Source organism: Mycobacterium riyadhense, assembly GCF_963853645.1.
Classification (GTDB): domain Bacteria; phylum Actinomycetota; class Actinomycetes; order Mycobacteriales; family Mycobacteriaceae; genus Mycobacterium; species Mycobacterium riyadhense.
Window position 1 is genome coordinate 3674500 of sequence record NZ_OY970456.1, and the last position, 16174, is coordinate 3690673.

A 16174-nucleotide genomic window follows, 5' to 3' on the forward strand; every position below is an offset into this window, starting at 1 on the left:
TTAAGTTTGCTCGTAGGTGCCGTGGATGACCGCCCGGGCGATCGCGTGCTGGAAGAGGTTGAATCCCAGAAATGCGGGGCTGGCGTCCTCATTGAGGTCGAGCTTGTCGACCTTGACCGCGTGCACGGCGACGTAGTAGCGGTGTACGCCGTGGCCGGGAGGCGGCGCAGCACCGATGTAGCGGCGCATACCCGCGTCGTTGACCAACGTCAGCGCCTTTCCCGGTAGCTCGCCGCCGTCGCCCGCGCCCGCGGGCAACTCGGTCACGTCGGCGGGCAGGTTGGCCACCGCCCAGTGCCAGAACCCGGACAATGTGGGCGCGTCGGGGTCATAGACGGTAACTGCGAAGCTACGGGTCTCCTCCGGAAATCCCGACCAGCTCAACTGCGGGCTGGCATCTTCTCCGCCGGCGCCCATGATTCCGCTGACTTGGGGTTTGGCCAGCGGTTGCCCGTCGGTGATCGACTGCGAGGTCAGGGTGAAAGTGGGCAGCTTGGGCAGGGCGTCGTACGGGTCGGGCGGCAAGGTCATGGACTAGTCCTCTCGGGTGATCTACCGGTCATCAGCAGTGCGTTAAGAAGTGTGCCAGCACGTCGGTGCCGAACCGCAACGCGTCGATGGGTACCCGCTCATCGACGCCATGGAACAATGACGAGAAATCCAAGTCCGGCGGCAACCGCAGCGGACTGAAACCGAAGCAGCGAATACCCAAGCGCGCGAACGCTTTTGCATCGGTCCCGCCGGAAAGCATGTAAGGCACCGTCCGGCCGTCGGGATCCACGGCCAGCACAGCGGCGTTCATCGCATCGACCAGATGGCCGTCGAAGCTGGTCTCATATGACGGCAGATCCCTAATCCACTCCCGGGTCACGTCGGGACCGATCAACGCATCGATCTCGGCCTCGAACGCCGCCTTCCGACCGGGCAGGATGCGGCAGTCCACCACCGCTTCCGCCGTCGCGGGCACCACGTTGGCCTTATATCCGGCCTTGAGCATCGTCGGGTTGGTGGTGTCGCGCAGCACGGCCTTCAACATGCGAGCCATTGGGCCAATCTTGTCGATCGTGCCGTCCAAGTCGGGCGAGTCGATGTCGAACGTGAGGCCGGTCTCTTCACTGACGGCAGCCAGGAACTGGGTGACGGTGTCGGTCCGCACCAGCGGAAACTGGTGGCGGCCGAGCCGGGCAACCGCCTCAGCGACGGCGGTGACCGCATTTTGGTCGTGCACCATCGAACCGTGCCCCGCCCGGCCCCGCGCGGTCAGTCGCATCCAATTGATGCCCTTTTCGGCCGTCTCGATCAGGTATAGACGTCGTTCACCACCGTCGTGGCGCGGCACTGTGAGGGAAAAGCCGCCGACCTCACCAATCGCTTCCGTGATGCCTTCGAACAGATCGGGCCGGTTGTCCACTAGCCACTGCGAACCGTAGGCGCCACCGTGCTCCTCGTCGGCAACGAATGCGAACACCAGATCGCGTGGCGGAACGATGCCGGCCCGCCGGAAGTGGCGGGCGATCACGATCATCATCCCCACCATGTCCTTCATGTCGATCGCGCCGCGGCCCCAGACATAGCCGTCCTCGATCGCGCCGGAAAACGGGTGCACGCTCCAATCGGCGGCTTCGGCCGGCACCACGTCGAGATGGCCGTGGATCAGCAGAGCGCCACGGGAGCTGTTCGCGCCCGCGAGGCGAGCGAACACATTCCCCCGGCCGGGCGCCCCGGACTCGATGTATTCGGTTTGGTAGCCGACCTCTGCGAGCTGATCGGCGATCCACTGTGCACACTCGGCTTCTCCCTTGGTGGTCTCGGGTTCGCCGGTGTTCGAGGTATCGAACCGGATCAAGCTGCTGACGACCTCGACCACGTCATCGCTTGGGCCGATTGAGGTCTCGGTCGGTCCGCTCTCTAGGGTCACAGTCACCTTTCCTACCACTCCCGACACCGCCGCGGCCGCCCCGCGTGCCGAACCCGCATGGGCAAGCCCGGTTGGGCCGGCGCAACGCAATCGGATAGCCTTAGCTGCCAACTCATGTAGTTGGTCTGGTCCGAGTGGCGGAATGGCAGACGCGCTAGCTTGAGGTGCTAGTGCCCTACTAATGGGCGTGGGGGTTCAAGTCCCCCCTCGGACACAATTTCTTAGCTACACAGATGGAAAACCCGCTTCAAACTCGGTCAGGGCGGCGTTTCTGTATTTGCAGATCCTGCGGCCAGTACGCCCGCCGGCGTCTAGTTTTCTAGGTTCAGTGCCGCGAACAGCTTGATGAGGACTATGCGCGCATTTTCGATGAGTCAATGCGACATGTACAAATCACGGTTCAGTGAGTGTACAGTTCACGGTGTGGATGTATCCGTGACCGAGTTGCGCGCGCACCTCAGCGATTGGCTCGATCGAGCTCGGGCTGGTGGTGAGGTCGTTATCACCGACCGCGGGATTCCCGTCGCGCGACTCACTGCGCTGGACAGCGCAGGCACGTTGGAGCGTCTCACGGCCGAAGGCGTAATTGGCAAGGCCACCGCGCAGCGGCCCGTCGCTGCGGGACGGTCCGGACCCCGACCGCGGCGGCCGGTGTCTGACCGCGTCAGCGACCAGCGGCGCTGACCGGTGCCGCTCGTCTACTTCGACGCCAGCGCCTTCGTCAAACTTCTCACCACCGAGACAGGGAGCTCGCTGGCGTCGGCTCTATGGGACGGCTGCGACGCCGCATTGTCCAGCCGCCTGGCCTACCCCGAAGTCCGCGCCGCACTCGCCGCAGCAGCCCGCAATCACGACCTAACCGCATCCGAGCTCGCCGACGCCGAGCGGGACTGGGAGGGCTTCTGGGCCGCCACCCGCCCAGTCGAACTCACCGCGACGGTTGAACAGCACGCCGGCCACCTCGCCCGAGACCATGCCTTACGCGGAGCCGACGCTATCCATCTGGCCAGCGCGTTGGCAGTCGGCGACCCTGGCCTGATCGTCGCCGTTTGGGACCGACGCCTGCACGCCGGAGCCCAAGCCGCCGGGTGCCGAGTCGCCCCCGCCCAACTCGACCCCTAGCCCGACCGCCCGACATTAGAGTGAGTCAAACCCGGCACGGACGACGATCAGGTACCGATCCGCCAGATCTCAACCCGTGTCGCAGATCGCCAAGTCCCCCTCGGACATCCGGGAGCGTTCACGGGACTTCGCAAAGTCGGCGCGAAGCTGGACGTCGGTCGTAGGCTGGTGGTGTCAGCATTCGCGACCACCACCGAGGGCGATGAATCCACCGGGCGGCTTCCTCCGACGGACGCCGACACGCAACTTCCGCGACCGCCGCGAAGCCGGCCGTGTGCTGGCTGAGGAGCTCTCCTCATACCGCGGCAGGGACGGTTTGCTGGTGCTCGGGCTTGCTCGCGGTGGGGTTCCCGTCGGTTGGGAAGTCGCCTCGGCGTTGCATGCCCACCTGGACGTGTTCCTGGTGCGCAAGCTCGGTGTGCCGCACTGGCCCGAACTCGCGATGGGCGCGTTGGCCAGCGGCGGTCGGGTGGTGATGAACGACGACGTGGTTTCCAGCCTGCACATCACCGAGGAGCAGATCCGCAAGGTGATCGACAGCGAGACGGCAGAGCTCGAGCGGCGCGAACAAGCCTATCGACGCGGACGTCCGGTCGCCGACCCGCGCGGCAAGATCGTGATCTTGGTCGATGACGGCATTGCCACCGGCGCGAGCATGCTGGCGGCGGTGCGGGCCGTACGCGCCTCCGGCCCGCAGGCGGTCGTTGTCGCGGTACCCGTCGGCCCGGCCACAGCCTGCACGGAGCTTTCCAAGGAAGCTGACGAGGTGATATGCGCGACCATGCCGCCCGCGTTTGAGGCCGTCGGACAGGTTTACGCCGACTTTCATCAGGTCACTGACGACGAGGTCCGCGAGCTTCTGGCCACGCCTACCACCGACAGCGCCCTCAGGAGCAGCTAGCGGGTGGGTTAAGGCCAAGCAGGGCTATTTGGTGCTCTCGTCCTCGGTATGGTCGGCCGACACCGTCGATTCCTCGGTAGCCTCCGAATCGGCGTCCGAATCAGCGGTCTCCGTGGGCTGTTCGGCTTCATCGGGGGCTTCCTCCGGATAGTCGACAGCCTCAGCCTCCTCCCGGTCCTCGCGATCGGCGCCTTCCTGGTCCCCCACGTCGGCGCGCTGGCGTTCCCGCACCGCGTCGATGATCAGTAGCACCACACCCAGCAGGCTGGCGCCGATGCACACCCAAGCCACCAGCTCATTGCTGGTAACCACCGCGAACACCAACGCGACGAGCCCAATCAGCGCCAGTACGAGCGCAATGATCAGCATTGGTCATCCTCCAGCCGGCTAGCAGCGACTGCCAAACCTACCAGGGTCTCAACGCCAACCTCGAAACCCGGCGCGTGTCCCTGCTAGTTATTGCCCCGGTTGAACTGGTCGAACCCACCCGCGTCGGCACTCGAATCGACCGGCGCCGCAGATCCGCGCTGACCGAGTTCCTCCAGCTGGGATTCCAGGTAGGTCTTGAGCCGCGTGCGGTACTCGCGCTCGAACGTGCGCAGCTGCTCGAGGCGGCCTTCCAGCACCGTGCGCTGCTGGTTGATGGTCCCCATGATCTCGGAATGCTTGCGTTCGGCGTCGGCCTGCAGGGCGTCGGCCTTCTCCTGGGCCTGGCGCAACTGGCTCTCGGACCGGGCTTGGGCATCGGCGAGCATTGCGTCCGCGCGCTGCCGGGCCTCGGCGACCGTGGTCTCCGCGGTGTGCCTGGCCTCACTGAGAATCTGGTCGGCGTTCGCGCGGGCGTCGGCCAGCATCTTGTCCGACTCGGCCTTGGCGGTGCCGGTGAGCCGGTCGGCGGTGTCTTGGGCCAGGCTCAAAACCCGGGCGGCCTTCAGGGCCTGCTCCTCATTCGTCCCCGCCGGGGCCGGTGCCGCCTTTTCGGGTTCGGGTTCATAGAGCGGGATCGCCTGGGTGGGCTGGGCGGTGACACCGGCGCCAGCGCCCCCGGCCAGCTCCTGGTCCAGTTCTGCGATTCGTTGGCGCAGATCGGAGTTTTCTTCAATGAGCCGCGTCAGCTCGTTCTCCACCAGGTCAAGGAAGGCATCAACCTCATCTTCGTTGTACCCGCGCTTGCCGATAGGCGGCTTACTGAACGCCACATTGTGGACGTCGGCAGGTGTAAGCGGCATTCTTTGTCCCCTCGAGTTCCCGGCTGTCAAACGATCTGGAAAGTGTAGAACGCTGTGGTAGCCATCGCGCAACTACCGTCCATCCTGTCACACCAGACTCGGCGGTTGCCGATTGGAGTAATAATTAAGGACAGATTTCATTCTCTTTCGAGCTCCGCAGCCAATAAATCACATTTCTTAGATTTGAATATCGCGCCCGCGAAACTGTCTCCAAAACGTGGCCAAAGCGTCTCACATCTTCACCGGGCAGTGACCTCAGTGCGGCCCATCGGCCGCGCCGAACGCCAGTTGCATGCCGATGAACGCCACCAGCAGCAGCACCATGATGGATAGGTCGAACCGGACCGCGCCGATGGTGAGTTGCGGGATCAGCCGGCGGAGCAGCTTCACCGGCGGATCGGTGATCGACATGATGATCTCCAGGATCACCACGGTGAAGCCGGTGGGGCGCCAGTCACGGCTGAACGAGCGGATGAACTCTACGACGACCCGAGCGATCAGCAGCAGCCAGAAGACGAACAGCGCAAACCCAAGGATCTCAAAAAACAGCACCAACGAAAGCCGACCTTACCGATGTGTACCGATGGGGATGTCAATACGCCGCCCACGCGGGCGGCAACCGCAAGCCTACCGATTCGATCTGTCGACGCACATTGCGTGGCCGTACCGAGGAGGCCTGGCAAGCGCCCCGGAATGCGGCTCGGTAACGACAGGTTCCGCTATTGGTAAGCGTAGAAACCGGTTTCGGCGATCCGGCGACGTTCCTCCGGGGACACGTCGACGTCCGCCGGTGACAGCAGAAACACCTTGGTCGCGACCTTGTCGAACGAACCGCGCAGCGCGAAGGCCAAGCCAGCCGCGAAGTCGACGAGGCGCTTGGCGTCGGCGTTGTCCATCGACACCAGGTCCATGATGACCGGAGTGCCGTCGCGGAACCGCTCACCGATGGTGCGGGCCTCGCTGTAATCCTTGGGGCGCAGCGTGGTGATCTTCGACAGCGGGTGGCCTTCCTCGAACATCATCGCCATTCGGCGTGGGTCCATCGCCAGCGCGCCGCGGGTGGAGTTACGCAACCATGACCCGAAGCGCGGCCGGGACATGTCGGGGCGGTCGAACTCGCGCGGCTGGAAGCGCGGTTCGTCGTACCCGCCGCGATAACTGCTGGGCGGCGGGTAATCGGCCGGCTCACCGCGCAGGTCCGCTCGCGGATCCCGGCGCGGGTCGTCGTAGTCGCGCCCTTCATAGCGGCCGTAATCGTCTTCGAATCGCGGCCGCGAATAGCCGCGAGAAGGAGCACGGTCGTCGTAATACTCGTCGTCGTAATCCTCCATCGGAGCCATACCGAAGTAGGCCTTGACCTTGTGCAGTGTGCTCATTGCGTGACCCCTTCTAGCCCTGGGATATTTGGTGTCTGTGATGAAGGTGTGACTACAGTGACTATTCACGGTGACCGTAACCGCCGCGGACCCAATAGCGCGGTACCGACACGCACACACGTCGAACCATGTTTGACGGCGATTTCAAAGTCGTTGGACATACCAGCGGAAAGCCCGACCGCCTTCGGGAAGGACTCGAGCACCCGGGCGTGCTCGGTTTTCAGCCGGTCATAGGCCTGGTCCGGGTCCCGGTCCAGCGGCGGAATGCACATCAATCCGACCAGATCCAGGCTCTGCGACTCCAGCACCTGCGCGCAGATTCGGTCCACGGCGTCAGACGCCGCGATGTCGACGCCGCCGCGAGACGCGTCGCCGTCGAGGCTGACCTGGACGTAGACGCGCAACCGACGGGCGCGATGGTGCCCGTCCAACGCGGTAGCTACCGCCCGATCCAGCGCGGTCACCACGTGCGAGCTGTCAACCGAGTGCGCGGTGTGCGCCCACTGAGCCAGCGACCGAGCCTTGTTCCGCTGGATCCGGCCGACCATATGCCATTGCATATCGCGCGATCCCGGCCGCGACGCTTGCAACCGAGCGAGTTCAGCAACCTTCGCCGAGGCTTCCTGTTCTCGCGATTCGCCAACCGCCCGACAACCCAATCGGGACAAAATCGCAACATCGGTTGCTGGGAAGAATTTGGTAATGGGTAGAAGTTCAATTTCTCCGACATTGCGGCCGGCCGCCTCTGCGGCCGCCGCCAGCCGGGATCGCACCGCCGCCAACGCGTGCGTCAATTCCGATTGGCGGTCGCCATCCTTGCCGGTGCCCGGCGCCTCCACCGCCATTGCGGTCATTCCATCCAAACCAGCGACGCTAACCGTCCGGTCGGCGCGCCGCGCCGATGGCTGAACAACGTCGGGTCGGCCACCGTGCACCGCGGATCGACCTCGATCGACGTCACACCCAAATCGCGTAGCTGACAAGCAATTCCGGCTCGAAGGTCGAGTCCGGGAGTACCGGCGGAGGTGGTGGTGCGGCTGCCCGGCAACGCCGCCTCGACCTCGTCGGCCATAGCGGCGGGCACCTCGTAGTTGCGACCGCTGACCGCCGGACCCAACAGCGCTGAAATGTCACCGGTATGGGCGCCCAGACCCAGCATCGCTTCCACGGCGCGAGCCACCACGCCGCGCTGCGCGCCCACCCGACCGGCATGGACCCCCGCAACGACACCGGCCCGCGCGTCTGCCAGCAGGACGGGCACACAGTCGGCCGTCAGAACCGCCAACGCTAGACGGGGGATGTTGGTCACCATGCCGTCGGCGCCCACCCTGCCGCCGACGGCTGCGCTCTGCGGCCCGTCGACCACCTCGATCCGGTCACCATGGACCTGGTTCATCCACACCACTCGCTGTGCGGGTAGGCCGATGGCCGCGGCCAGCCGCGCCCGGTTGGCCGCCACGGCCGCTGGGTCGTCGCCGACATGGTCGCCCAGGTTGAAGGTGTCGAACGGCGCTGACGACACACCGCCCGCCCGGGTGGTGGTCACCCGACGGATGTGAACGCTCACGTGCCCAGTATCCGGAACGCATTGCCGGCCGGGCGACACCGATGTCCGGCCTCGATATTTCGTGGCCGGTTTGTCGCGCACTGGCAAGCAAATTGAGACCTCAGCGGCGCATGAAGGGCGGCACATCGACGTCATCGTCGTCGCCGCCGATGCTCAGGGTCGCACCATTGGTGTGTATCGGCACGCTTACCGCGTCGACCGGCTCGAACAATGTCGAGGTGAGCTTGCCGGCCTTCGCCGACTCGATCCGGTGAGCGCCGCCGGTTTCTCCCACGACCGGCTTGCGCCCGGGCCCACTTGCGGCAAATCCCGCCGCGATCACGGTGACCCGCACCTCGTCACCCAACGAGTCGTCGATCACGGTGCCGAAAATGATGTTGGCGTCCTGATGCGCGGCGTCCTGCACCAACGAAGCCGCCTCGTTGATCTCGAACAGACCCAGGTCACTGCCGCCGGCGATCGACATCAGCACGCCCTGCGCGCCCTCCATCGAGGCTTCCAGCAGCGGTGAGTTGATGGCGATCTCGGCAGCTTTGAGCGACCGGCCTTCACCCCGGGCAGACCCGATGCCCATCAGCGCGGTGCCGGCACCGGACATGATGCCCTTGACGTCGGCGAAGTCGACGTTGATCAACCCCGGCGTGGTGATCAGATCGGTGATGCCCTGGACGCCGTTGAGCAGCACCTCGTCGGCGCTGCGGAACGCATCCATCAGCGATACCGCGGCATCCCCCATCTGCAGCAGCCGGTCGTTGGGGATCACGATGAGGGTGTCGCAACTTTCCCGTAGCGCGGCGATGCCGTTTTCGGCCTGATTGCTGCGCCGTTTGCCTTCGAACGAGAACGGCCGGGTGACCACACCGACGGTCAATGCCCCCAGTTTGCGGGCGATGCTGGCGACGACGGGCGCACCGCCGGTGCCGGTGCCGCCGCCTTCACCAGCGGTGACGAATACCATGTCGGCACCGCGCAGCAGCTCCTCGATCTCATCCTTGGCGTCCTCGGCCGCCTTGCGCCCGACTTCTGGGTCGGCGCCGGCGCCCAGCCCGCGGGTGGAGTCACGACCGACGTCCAGCTTGACGTCGGCGTCGCTCATCAGCAACGCCTGCGCGTCGGTGTTGATCGCGATGAACTCCACCCCTTTGAGGCCCTGCTCGATCATCCGGTTGACGGCGTTGACACCACCGCCGCCGATACCCACGACCTTGATGACTGCCAGGTAGTTATGCGGGGGGGTCATCATTCGTCTTCCTCCCTGGGGGGCTCGGAGTCTCGCTGCGGTGTGTCTCCTCGCAAAACTCTCAACCTCAACCATAGATTTAGAGTTATGTCAAGTACTTCCGCGTAACCAGAACCGTATGGGTACGAGACGGAGTTACCGCGCAGGCGCGCCGACGCGCCGCGGGCAATTTTTCGGGGTTCGCGCGTGAACTACTTCACGGTCGGCAGATCGGGGCTGGACACGTCATAGGTCCGCCCAGGCTGCGTCAACAGCGCCGCCAGCTTCTCGGCCTTCTCCTCGGCGCGGTCCGCGCTCCCCCAAATCACCACCCGGCCATCAGACAGCGTGAGGGTAATTGAGGACACCGAAGGGGCCGCGATCCGGCCAACCTGGCCTGCGACCTCCGGGCGCAGCGCGGTCAGCACATGCAAGGCGGCCAGGGTCGGCGGATCGGTCGGACCGGGACTGTCGACATCGATGTACGGCACTGCCGGCGGCGGCGGACCGCTCGCAAAGTCGACGCCGTCGCGGTCAAAAAGGTGCGGACCGTCGGCAAAGTCTTTGACCACCACCGGAACCCGCTCCACGATGGTGATCCGCAACGCCGACGGGTACTGACGTTGCACCCGCGCGCTGGCCACTCGCCGGATCGCGGCCACCCGGTCGGCGACCTGGTCGGTATTGATCTGCAACAGTGGCGTCCCGGGCCGCACGCTGGCAGCGTCGAGGACCTCTTCGCGGGTCACAGCCCCGATGCCGGTGACGACGATGCTGCGCGCCGACATTACCGGCGTGAAATAGAGGACGAGTGCCAGTACCACGCCGACGACGGCTAAACCCACCGTTGCGAGCAGCATCTTGAGCCCTCGAACGACCCCTCGCGCAGTGGTTTTCGGGGGGTTGGGCTCGTCGTTCGTAAGGCCGCGGGCTCGTCGCTTGGCCTCACGGCGAGCCTGTTCGATCGCCGCAGCGCGAGCTTGGGCGGCGCGACGCTCGGCACGCTCCCGGCGGGCGCGCCGGCGCGGCCCCTCGAATTCTGCGTGATCGGGCCGCTCCGCGCCGTCCTGCGATTCGATGACGAGCGGTTCGGTAGGCGCGCTCTCGTCGACTACGTTCGGGCCATCGCTGGGTTCGGTCACGGCAATACCCCCGGACGACCGAGCGCGCTGCGGTTGGCTCGCACCCGCAGGGCGGTCACGATCTCGGGCCCCAGCAGGGTAACGTCGCCCGCGCCCATCGTGACGATGACGTCTCCGGGACCGGCGGCCGCTGCGACCTGCTCGGCGACGGCGGATACGTCCGCGACATAGCGCACCGGAACACTGACGTGCTCAGCGACGCTGGCTCCGCTGACACCGGCGAGCGGTTGTTCGCGGGCGCCATACACATCCAGGACGAACACTTGGTCAGCGGCATCCAGAGCCTGACCGAATTCGGAAGCGAAAGCCTTTGTCCGCGAGTACAAATGGGGCTGAAACACGACCAGCGAACGACCGGAAGGGGTGGTGCGGCTCTGCTCGAGTACCGTGCGCACCGCAGCGAGCGTGGCGCTGATTTCGGTTGGGTGGTGCGCGTAATCGTCGAACACCCGTACCGATCCGGCGGACCCGACCAACTCGAAACGGCGGCGCACGCCCTCGAAACCGGCCAACCCGTCGAGCACCTCATCGGCTGGTGCCCCGATTTCGATCGCGGCTAGCAGCGCGCCGAGCGCATTGAGCGCCATATGCCGTCCCGGCACCGACAGCCGCATCACGCGTGGGCGCGGTTCACCGGCCAACTCGATCTGGGCGACCGCCTCGATGCCCTGCTGCTCCCACGACACAAGCGTGGCGGCCAGGGGCTCCCCCCCTTGGGAGGGTGCAGCTCCGTACCGCAGCACCCGAATTCCCAGGTCGGCCGTGCGCCGGGCCAATGCAGCCGCGCCGGGGTCGTCGGTGCACACGACCAGCGCGCCTCCGGGGGCAAGTCGCTCCACGAAGGAATCGAACACCCCGATATAGGCGTCGGCGCTGCCGTAGAAGTCCAGGTGATCGGACTCGATGTTGGTGACCACCGCGACGTTGGGCGTGTATTCGAGCAGCGAGCCGTCGCTTTCATCGGCTTCGGCCACAAAGCAGTCACCGCTACCGTGATGGGCGTTGGTACCGGCCTCTCCGAGTTCACCGCCGACCGCGAACGACGGATCCCGCCCGCAGTGCTGCAGGGCAACGATCAGCATTGAGGTCGTCGTTGTCTTGCCATGCGTGCCGGTGACCATCAACGTGGTGCGCCCAGCCATCAGCTTGGCCAGCACGACCGGCCGCAGGACCACCGGAATGCCGCGCCGCCGGGCCTCGACGAGCTCGGGATTGGTCTTGGGAATCGCGGCCCGGGTCGTGATGACGGAGGTGACTCCGCCGGGCAGCAGGTCCAGCGATGACGCGTCGTGTCCGATCCGGATCAGCGCGCCACGGGCCCGCAACGCGTGCACACCACGCGACTCCTTGGCATCCGATCCCGAGACCAGCCCGCCGCGGTCCAGCAGGATGCGAGCGATGCCCGACATCCCGGCTCCCCCGATGCCAACCATGTGCACCCGGCGCAGGTCGGGCGGCAACTGCTCGGCGGTCACGCTTTGCCTCCAGTGGGTGCCCGGCCGGACGCTGCCGCGCGTGCGATATCCAGCGCCGCCTGAGCCACTTGGCGCGCCGCGTCGCGATGTCCCACCTGTGCCGCGGCCGACGTCATTGCCGCCAGCCGCGGCGGGTCGTTGAGCAGCCCGGCCACCCGGCGAGTGACCAGGTCCGGCGTTAGGTCGGCGTCGGCAACCATCATGCCGCCGCCGGCGTTGACCACCGGCAGCGCGTTGAGCCGCTGCTCGCCGTTGCCGATCGGCAGCGGGACGTAGATGGCCGGCAGGCCCACGGCCGACACCTCGGCCACAGTCATCGCGCCGGCTCGGCAGATCACCAGATCCGCGGCGGCGTAGGCGAGGTCCATCCGGTCCAGATAGGGCACAGCCACGTACGGCGGGTCACCTTGGTTGGGCGTGCGCAGCTCCAAGACGTTCTTGGGTCCGTGGGCATGCAGCACGGAAACCCCCGCCGCGGCCAGGCCGGCGGCCGCCCCAGAAACCGCTCGGTTGAGTGAAACGGCGCCCTGCGAGCCGCCGAACACCAAGAGCACCCGCGCATCGTCGGGGAAGCCGAAATGGGCCCGCGCTTCGGCTCGCAGGGCCGCGCGGTCCAACGCGGTGATCGCCGCGCGAACCGGCACTCCGACCACCTCGGCGCGCCGCAGCCCAGAATCCGGCACCGCCGAGAGCACCCGGTCGGCGCTGCGCGCACCGACGCGGTTGGCCAGGCCGGCCCGCGCGTTGGCTTCATGGATCACCACCGGGATCCGTCGCCGCAATCTGGGTACACCGCGCGCGGCGAGGTACGCCGGCAGGGCTACGTAGCCGCCGAAACCGATGACGACGTCAGCCTCGACCACGTCGAGTACCGCCCGAGTCTCCCGCACGGCGCGCCACACCCGGGACGGCAGCCGGGCCAGGTCGCCGCTGGGTTTTCGCGGCAGCGGCACGGGTGTGATCAGCTCGAGGCGGTAGCCACGCTCGGGCACCAACCGGGTCTCTAGCCCCCGCGCGGTCCCCAGCGCGGTGATCCGGACGTGCGGATCCAGGGCGGTCAGCGCGTCGGCGACGGCCATTGCAGGCTCCACATGGCCGGCCGTGCCGCCGCCGGCGAGGACGACCGACAATGGCTCAAAAGACGGCGAGGCAGCACCGGCGGGCCGGGGGCTTACCCCGTGCCCGCCGGCCGGCTGCCTGACCGAGTCATTCACCCGTAACGCTGACCTTCCAACGCGCGAACGCGCCCTGTAGGACGCTGGCCCGCGTACCGCTGGCCAGATCCATGATGCCTTGATCGACGGGCCGGCCGATCAGCAGTTCGCGGTAACGCCGGTCGCAGCGGCTTGTCCGGCTGTCGGGGCGCCTTGCGGGGGGCCACCTGCTTGGCCGGTTGCGGGTGTGGGCGCTTGCGGTCGCGAAATGCCTCGAGCCGGGTCGGTACATACGGCTCCGGCAACGGCAACCGCAGCAGCCGGTTCACCTTGTCGTCGCGCCCGGCCCGCAGCGCGGCCACCGCCTCCGGCTCGTGGCGCGCCGCGTTGGCGATTATTCCTATCAGCGAAAGCGTTGTGGCCGTGGAGGTTCCACCCGCAGAGATCAGCGGCAACTGCAGGCCGGTGACGGGCAACAGCCCGATCACGTAGCCGATATTGATGAACGCCTGCCCCAGCACCCACAACGTCGTGGTCGCGGTCAGCAGCCGCAGGAACGGGTCGGCCGAGCGGCGGGCGATCCGCATTCCGGTGTAGGCGAACAACCCGAACAGCCCAAGCAGTCCGAGCGCGCCGATGAGGCCCAGCTCCTCGCCGATGATCGCGAAGATGAAGTCGTTGTGGGCGTTGGGCAGGTAATTCCACTTGGCCACACCCTGACCGAGGCCGTCGCCGAAGATTCCGCCGTGGGCAAGTGCATACTTTGCCTGCCGGGCCTGGTAGCCGGAGTCCTGAGGATCGTCTTCCGGGTTCAACCAGGACCTCACCCGGTCGGACCGGTAGCCCGCCGACACCGCCAGGATCCCAGCGGAGATGACGACCGCTGCCAGCGAGCTGAGGAAAACCCGCAGCGGCAACCCGGCGTACCACAGCAGACCCAACAGGATGATGCCCATCGACACCGTCTGTCCCAGGTCGGGCTGCGCCACGATCAGCGCCAACGCGACGACGGCGGCCGGTACCAACGGAATAAGCATCTCGCGCAGCGACGCCCGTTCCATACGCCGGGCCGCCAGCAAATGCGCGCCCCAGATGGCAAACGCCGTCTTGGTCAGCTCAGACGGCTGCATCGAGAAGCCCGCGACCACGAACCATCCGCGAGAGCCGTTGGACTCATGGCCAATTCCGGGTACCAGCACCAACACCAATAACACTATGGTGATCGCGAAGCCGGAGAACGCGATGCGCCGCATGAACCGTACGGACATCCGCAGACAGACATAGCACCCGATGAGTCCGACGACCGTCCACAACACCTGCTTGCCGAAAATCACCCAGGGCGACCCGTCGTCGTCATAGGACCGCACGCCCGACGCCGAAAGCACCATGATCAGGCCGAGGGTCGTCAGCAGCGCAGCGACGGCGATGATCAGGTGAAACGAGGTCATGGGCCGGCCCAGCCAGGCACCAAACCGGGTGCGCGCACCCTCGGCTTTGAGACCCGTCTTCCCCACTTCGGCCGGCTCCGTCTCCCCCGCGGTGTCGGCGACCTCGTCGTTGCCCTTGCCCCGGCGCTTGTCCCGGTTCAGAAGCCGGGCCAGCACGCTACCCACGCCCGCTACCGGACCGCAGCGCGCACGGCGGCCGCGAAGGCGTCGCCCCGGTCGGCGTACCCGGCGAACTGGTCGAACGATGCGCCCGCCGGAGCCAGCAGCACGGTATCCCCGGGCTTAGCCATTTTCCTCGCCGCGGCCACGGCCGCGGTCATCACGCGGGTGCCGATTGTCTCTCCGGCATCGTCAACTTTTGTCACAGAAGCAACAAAAACCTCAGCAGTCGCATGCATCTCAACATCCTCGCCTGTCACAACCTGCACGACGGGGACATTGGGGGCGTGTCGTGATAACGCCTCGGCAACCTCGGCCCGGTCGCGCCCGATCAGCACCGCGCCGACCAGGCGGGACGCGATTCGAGCGACCTCGGTGTCCAGGGACGCGCCCTTGAGCAGGCCTCCGGCCACCCACACCACTCGCGGGTAGGCCAACACCGATGCCTCGGCGGCATGCGGGTTGGTGGCCTTGGAATCGTCGACGTAGGTGATGCCTTCGGCGACGGCCACCACCTCGGCCCGGTGCCGGCCCACCCGAAACGCTGCGATCGCGTCCGCGATCGGGGCGGCGGGCACGCCCACCGAGCGGGCCAACGCCGCGGCGGCCAGGGCGTCGAGTACTCCGACCGGACCGGGCACCGGTATGGACGCGACCGGCAGCAGCACCAGGTCATCGGCAAAGGCGCGGTCAACCAGTCGCCCGTCGCGCACACCGAGTTCCCCGGCGGCCGGTTCGCCGAGCCGGAAACCGACCCGCACCGGCGCGGGCGCGGCGTCCAGCAACGCGGCCGCCCTGCTGTCGTCCAGCCCGGCCACCGCCACCCGGCCAGTCAGCGCCCGACCTTTGGCCGCGGTGTATTCGTCCATTGTCGGATGCCAGTCCAGATGGTCTTCGGCGATATTGAGCACCGCGCCCGCCTCGGGCCGCAGCGACGGCGCCCAGTACAGCTGGAAGCTGGACAATTCGACGGCTAGCAGGTCGGCGGGCTGATCCAGCACATCCAGCACGGGACTGCCGATATTGCCGCACAGCACGCTGCGGTGGCCGCCGGCGATCAGCATGGCATGCAGCATCGACGTCGTGGTGGTCTTACCGTTGGTGCCGGTCACGACGACCCAGCGGCGCGGCGGCCCGTAGCAACCCGCCGCGTCCAGCCGCCAAGCCAACTCCACGTCGCCCCAGATGGGGACGCCCGCCGCCGCAGCGGCAGCCAGCAGCGGCGCCTCTGGGCGAAAACCCGGACTGGTGACCACGAGCGCATACTGAGCGATCTGCCGACTCGCTTCCGACGGTGTCGCGGTTGCCACTCCGCGGTCGGCGTACGGGCGCAGCATAACCGGATCGTCGTCACACACCGTTGGCGTCGCACCCCAACGCGTCAGCGCTGCCTGCACCGCCTGGCCGGTCACCCGGCCTCCGGCTACCAGCACTGGCGCATCCGGCACCAGGGGATCAAGCACG

The 16174-nt window shown here is 66.7% G+C and carries 15 protein-coding genes, 1 tRNA gene and 2 pseudogenes; 4 read left to right on the forward strand and 14 right to left on the reverse strand.

What is annotated here, in order from left to right:
* Positions 1-531 carry a YbhB/YbcL family Raf kinase inhibitor-like protein gene (locus AADZ78_RS16260; protein ID WP_085251659.1) on the reverse strand — a complete coding sequence of 177 codons (531 nt, stop codon included), beginning with the start codon at positions 529-531 and terminating at the stop codon, positions 1-3.
* A gap of 31 nt (positions 532-562) precedes the next feature.
* Complete coding sequence (locus tag AADZ78_RS16265) at positions 563-1918, reverse strand: M20/M25/M40 family metallo-hydrolase (protein WP_085251674.1); 1356 nt, start codon at positions 1916-1918, stop codon at positions 563-565.
* A gap of 128 nt (positions 1919-2046) precedes the next feature.
* Between AADZ78_RS16265 and AADZ78_RS16270 the strand changes: the two genes are divergently transcribed.
* The 4 genes and pseudogenes from AADZ78_RS16270 to AADZ78_RS16285 form a co-directional block, all read left to right on the forward strand.
* Positions 2047-2132: transfer RNA gene (locus AADZ78_RS16270), tRNA-Leu, on the forward strand.
* 158 nt (positions 2133-2290) lie between these two features.
* Positions 2291-2602, forward strand: a pseudogene (locus AADZ78_RS16275) (type II toxin-antitoxin system Phd/YefM family antitoxin); the annotation flags it as partial.
* A gap of 3 nt (positions 2603-2605) precedes the next feature.
* The gene (locus tag AADZ78_RS16280) at positions 2606-3040 is read left to right on the forward strand and encodes a type II toxin-antitoxin system VapC family toxin (RefSeq protein WP_085251658.1); all 435 of its coding nucleotides are present in this window, start codon (positions 2606-2608) and stop codon (positions 3038-3040) included.
* A 184-nt stretch (positions 3041-3224) separates the two neighbouring features.
* A pseudogene (locus tag AADZ78_RS16285) lies at positions 3225-3941 on the forward strand (phosphoribosyltransferase); the annotation flags it as partial.
* A 24-nt stretch (positions 3942-3965) separates the two neighbouring features.
* On the opposite strand, the gene AADZ78_RS16290 reads toward AADZ78_RS16285, so the two are convergent.
* The 12 genes from AADZ78_RS16290 to murD all read right to left on the reverse strand — a co-directional run bounded on the left by AADZ78_RS16290 (position 3966) and on the right by murD (position 16173).
* On the reverse strand, positions 3966-4310 hold the full coding sequence (locus tag AADZ78_RS16290) for a hypothetical protein (RefSeq protein ID WP_085251656.1): 345 nt from the start codon (positions 4308-4310) through the stop codon (positions 3966-3968).
* An 83-nt stretch (positions 4311-4393) separates the two neighbouring features.
* A complete protein-coding gene (locus AADZ78_RS16295) occupies positions 4394-5170 on the reverse strand; it encodes a DivIVA domain-containing protein (protein WP_085251655.1) in 777 nt (258 codons plus the stop codon).
* Between the two features lie 255 nt (positions 5171-5425).
* Positions 5426-5725, reverse strand: coding sequence for a YggT family protein (locus AADZ78_RS16300; protein ID WP_085251654.1), 300 nt, complete (start codon positions 5723-5725; stop codon positions 5426-5428).
* Between the two features lie 164 nt (positions 5726-5889).
* The gene (locus AADZ78_RS16305) at positions 5890-6546 is read right to left on the reverse strand and encodes a cell division protein SepF (protein ID WP_085251653.1); all 657 of its coding nucleotides are present in this window, start codon (positions 6544-6546) and stop codon (positions 5890-5892) included.
* Between the two features lie 65 nt (positions 6547-6611).
* The gene (locus AADZ78_RS16310; RefSeq protein WP_085251652.1) at positions 6612-7400 is read right to left on the reverse strand and encodes a YggS family pyridoxal phosphate-dependent enzyme; all 789 of its coding nucleotides are present in this window, start codon (positions 7398-7400) and stop codon (positions 6612-6614) included.
* The gene (gene pgeF, locus AADZ78_RS16315) at positions 7397-8113 is read right to left on the reverse strand and encodes a peptidoglycan editing factor PgeF (RefSeq protein ID WP_204081069.1); all 717 of its coding nucleotides are present in this window, start codon (positions 8111-8113) and stop codon (positions 7397-7399) included. The genes AADZ78_RS16310 and pgeF overlap by 4 nt, the downstream gene beginning before the upstream one ends.
* 100 nt (positions 8114-8213) lie before the next feature.
* Positions 8214-9353 carry a cell division protein FtsZ gene (gene ftsZ, locus AADZ78_RS16320; RefSeq protein ID WP_085251672.1) on the reverse strand — a complete coding sequence of 380 codons (1140 nt, stop codon included), beginning with the start codon at positions 9351-9353 and terminating at the stop codon, positions 8214-8216.
* A 191-nt stretch (positions 9354-9544) separates the two neighbouring features.
* Positions 9545-10474, reverse strand: coding sequence for a cell division protein FtsQ/DivIB (locus tag AADZ78_RS16325; RefSeq protein WP_085251651.1), 930 nt, complete (start codon positions 10472-10474; stop codon positions 9545-9547).
* Entirely contained in the window at positions 10471-11949 is a 1479-nt protein-coding gene (gene murC, locus AADZ78_RS16330; protein ID WP_085251650.1) for a UDP-N-acetylmuramate--L-alanine ligase, read from the reverse strand. The genes AADZ78_RS16325 and murC overlap by 4 nt, the downstream gene beginning before the upstream one ends.
* Positions 11946-13163, reverse strand: coding sequence for an undecaprenyldiphospho-muramoylpentapeptide beta-N-acetylglucosaminyltransferase (murG, locus tag AADZ78_RS16335; protein WP_085251649.1), 1218 nt, complete (start codon positions 13161-13163; stop codon positions 11946-11948). The genes murC and murG overlap by 4 nt, the downstream gene beginning before the upstream one ends.
* Positions 13160-14704: a putative lipid II flippase FtsW gene (gene ftsW / locus AADZ78_RS16340; protein ID WP_139828857.1), complete on the reverse strand. Its 1545-nt coding sequence runs from the start codon at positions 14702-14704 to the stop codon at positions 13160-13162. The genes murG and ftsW overlap by 4 nt, the downstream gene beginning before the upstream one ends.
* Before the next feature lie 17 nt (positions 14705-14721).
* Entirely contained in the window at positions 14722-16173 is a 1452-nt protein-coding gene (gene murD / locus AADZ78_RS16345; protein WP_085251647.1) for a UDP-N-acetylmuramoyl-L-alanine--D-glutamate ligase, read from the reverse strand.
* Position 16174: the final 1 nt, after the last annotated feature.

Excerpts from the sequence above, each read along its gene's own strand:
- AADZ78_RS16290 (WP_085251656.1), bottom strand. The coding sequence starts at position 4,310 with ATGCTGATCATTGCGCTCGTACTGGCGCTGATTGGGCTCGTCGCGTTG.
- AADZ78_RS16295 (WP_085251655.1), bottom strand. The coding sequence starts at position 5,170 with ATGCCGCTTACACCTGCCGACGTCCACAATGTGGCGTTCAGTAAGCCG.
- ftsZ (WP_085251672.1), bottom strand. The coding sequence starts at position 9,353 with ATGACCCCCCCGCATAACTACCTGGCAGTCATCAAGGTCGTGGGTATC.
- AADZ78_RS16310 (WP_085251652.1), bottom strand. The coding sequence starts at position 7,400 with ATGACCGCAATGGCGGTGGAGGCGCCGGGCACCGGCAAGGATGGCGAC.
- AADZ78_RS16260 (WP_085251659.1), bottom strand. The coding sequence starts at position 531 with ATGACCTTGCCGCCCGACCCGTACGACGCCCTGCCCAAGCTGCCCACT.
- AADZ78_RS16305 (WP_085251653.1), bottom strand. The coding sequence starts at position 6,546 with ATGAGCACACTGCACAAGGTCAAGGCCTACTTCGGTATGGCTCCGATG.